Raw genomic sequence first — 2952 nt, 5'->3', positions numbered from 1 at the left:
GCTCAAGATCAAGCTCGGCGGCGAGGGCGACGGCGCACGCATCGCCGCCGTGCGCCGCGCCGCGCCTGCGGCCGAACTCATCGTCGATGCCAATGAAGCCTGGACCCCGGCCAATCTGGAGCCGAATCTTGCGGCCTGCGCCGAGGCCGGCGTCACCCTGGTGGAGCAGCCGCTGCCCGCGGGACACGATGACGCGCTGGCGCGCATCCGCCGGCCGGTCGCGGTCTGCGCCGATGAGAGCGTGCATGACCGCAGTTCGCTCGAGGCGCTGCGAGAGCGCTATGACGCCGTCAACATCAAGCTCGACAAGACCGGCGGATTGACCGAGGCGCTCGCGATGGCGGATGCGGCGCGCGCGCTCGGCTTCGACATCATGGTGGGCTGCATGGTGGCGACGTCGCTGTCGATGGCGCCGGCCATGCTGCTGACGCCGCAAGCCCGTTTCGTCGATCTCGATGGACCCTTGCTGCTGGCGCGCGACCGCGACGGCGGCCTGCACTATGACGGCAGCCTGGTCTATCCGCCGGAGACCGAGTTATGGGGATGATCCATCATCCCTTTGAGCCTCTGCCGCACCAGCCACATCAGCATGGCCCCCGAGCCTGCCATCACGGCCATCACGTAGTAGACGCCCTGCCCGTAACGGGCATAGATCGCGCCCGACAGGATCGCCGCGCTCGAATTGACGATGCCGCTGCACGCGGCAAGATAGCCCTGCGCCCGCGCCATCACATGCGCCGGCACATGACGCACCAGAAGGCCCATGGTGCCGACCTGCGTCAGGCCAAAGGTCAGTCCATGCGCGAGCTGAACGACCGCGAGAACCGGCACCGCCGGTTCCTGCGCGGTGATCGACCAGCGCGCGACCGCACTCAACGCGCCGATCACAACCAGGATGGCCGGTGGCCAGGTCAATCGCGCCGATAGCGCGAACACGACGATTTCCGCACAGACCCCGAGCGCCCATAGGCCAGCGATGGTCAGCCCGTCGAGCCCATGGGCCTGCCAGTTGATGGAGGCGAACGTGTAGTAGGCGGCGTGGCTGCCTTGAATCAACGCGGCGGCGACAATAATGGCGAGAAAGCGCGGATCGCGCAGCAGCGCGCTGCCGCCATGGACGTGGCCGACGGCTTTCGCCGGCCGGTCGAGCGGCTGCAGGCTGAGGCTTGCCGCGGCCCCCAGCAAGGCCAACGCGACGATCACCCAGATCAGCTGCGAGGCCGCAATCACGTCGACCAAGAGCCCGCATGCGAGCGCGCCCACCACGAACGCCGCCGAACCCCAGAGCCGCAGCCGGCCGTAGTTGAGCCCGTAACGCGCCACGCCGCGCAGCGCATAGGCGTCGGTCAGCGGTACCATCGGCGTCCACAGGCAGCAGGTCAGCGCGTAGAGCAGCAAGACCGGAACCGCCTGATGCTGGCTGCCGACGAGAGAAAAGCCGAGCAAGGTCACGAAGGCGGCCAGAATCAAGGCACCGCGCAAGGCGTGACGGCGTTCGGCGAAGGCGGTCACGAATGGCAGCACGGTGAAGCGCGTCACCGCCGGAACCGCGATGATGACGCCGATCCACGACGCCTCGATCCCGACGGCCTTGAGCCAGACCGGGAAGAACGGCAGATGGGTCCCCAGCAACCCGAACGAGGTACCGTAAAACAGCCCGAGCGAACCGGCGAACCGGCGCGACGCGTTCCGCGCAGCGATGGGGATTTGTGATTCGGGCGGCATCAATTCAATTGCGATTCGCTTGATATCGTGGTGATCGTTATCGTAACGCGCGGTGATTTGCGTGATGAGTCTCTGATGGCCGACGAAGCATTTGCCCTATCGCCACTAGCCGCCCGCCCGGTGCAGCCGAGCGAGGCGGATTACGACGCGATCCGCGAAGCCTTCATGGAGACCTCGCGGGGCCGCTGGTTTCTGGGCGAGTACGCCAAGCGCAACCGCAACGCCGACACCAGCATGGTGCTCGATGCGGTGGCGCGGATCGAGGAGACGCTGGCCGCGCAGCGACAGCAACCGGAGCAGCCAGCTGCCGACAACCGCCTCCCGGAGGCGTTGGCCGCAATCAAGACCGCGGTGGAACTGGCGGAAGAAGCGGCCTTGCGGGCTCTGGACGGCCTGCGGCTCGAGGACAGTCTGGCACCGATCCGCAAGGGCGTGCGGATCATCAAGGAAATCTCCTGGCGTTGGCGCGAGATCGGTGCTGACGGTCGGATTTGTGACCTGATCGATTCCCAGGTCGGCGCCATCGAGGCCGGCTGCGGGCAGATCGGCCAGTTCAATGCCAAACCGGCGCTGGACAGCGCCTTCGATCTGATCAAGACCAAGATCGATGGGTTCAGCGAAAACGACGAGACCGCCGCGTCGGACGTCGAGGACCCTGACTCCCCTCCGCCGCCATTCGTGGGCGCAGACGACGACATCGACGTCGTCCATATCGATACTGCCCCCGCTGCCGCGATAGAATCAATCAAGGCGACGGCCGTTGAGGACAGCGCCGAAGCGGTCGTTACCCCGGCTGCGGCCAGCGAGCCGGAAACCGCGGCCGCAAGCGCGCTGGACGTCGTGGCGGTCAGCACCGTTGAAGAACGGGTTGAAACGGCGCGTGCGCCGGTTGAGACGGCCGAAGCGCCGGTCGAAGCGACCCGGGTAACTCCAGCGCCCGCTGAAGTTTCTTGGCAAGCCGACAAGAATCACGATTTTGCTGTCCATGATGCGGAAGTTCATCACGCGGGCCTGCATGGAACCGATGGGAATGAGGCCGATACGCATCAGGTCGATGCGCGTGACGCCGAGACTCCCGATGCCAGCGCCGATGCGCATGACGAGGCGGTGCTGAAGCTGGTCGCGATCGAAATGGCCGCGGTCGATCCGGCCGCGGCGGAAGAGCATCCCTTGGCAGATGACGAGGACCTCTACGTCTCGACCCGGCCGCTGATCGAACCCATGGTG

Annotated in this window: 3 protein-coding genes; 2 read left to right on the top strand and 1 reads right to left on the bottom strand. The window is 66.3% G+C overall.

The genetic code is table 11. The features are described from left to right. Nucleotides 1-547, top strand: a 547-nt coding sequence (locus WCB02_RS00755; protein ID WP_423955253.1) for an enolase C-terminal domain-like protein, incomplete at its 5' end; no start/stop codon positions are given. On the opposite strand, the gene WCB02_RS00750 is transcribed toward WCB02_RS00755, so the two are convergent. Continuing rightward, entirely contained in the window at nucleotides 517-1725 is a 1209-nt protein-coding gene (locus WCB02_RS00750; protein WP_423955251.1) for an MFS transporter, read from the bottom strand. The two genes, WCB02_RS00755 and WCB02_RS00750, sit on opposite strands and share 31 nt — an antisense overlap. A 75-nt stretch (nucleotides 1726-1800) precedes the next feature. Here WCB02_RS00750 and WCB02_RS00745 point away from each other — a divergent pair. Beyond that, the coding region (locus tag WCB02_RS00745) for a hypothetical protein (RefSeq protein ID WP_423955249.1) at nucleotides 1801-2952 on the top strand (1152 nt) is incomplete at its 3' end.

The organism is Bradyrhizobium sp., assembly GCF_049581145.1.
Lineage (GTDB): Bacteria > Pseudomonadota > Alphaproteobacteria > Rhizobiales > Xanthobacteraceae > Bradyrhizobium.
Note: the sequence above shows the minus strand (reverse complement) of the source record. Positions and strands in the feature narration are given on the sequence as shown.

Excerpts from the sequence above, each read along its gene's own strand:
- WCB02_RS00750 (WP_423955251.1), bottom strand. The coding sequence starts at position 1,725 with ATGCCGCCCGAATCACAAATCCCCATCGCTGCGCGGAACGCGTCGCGC.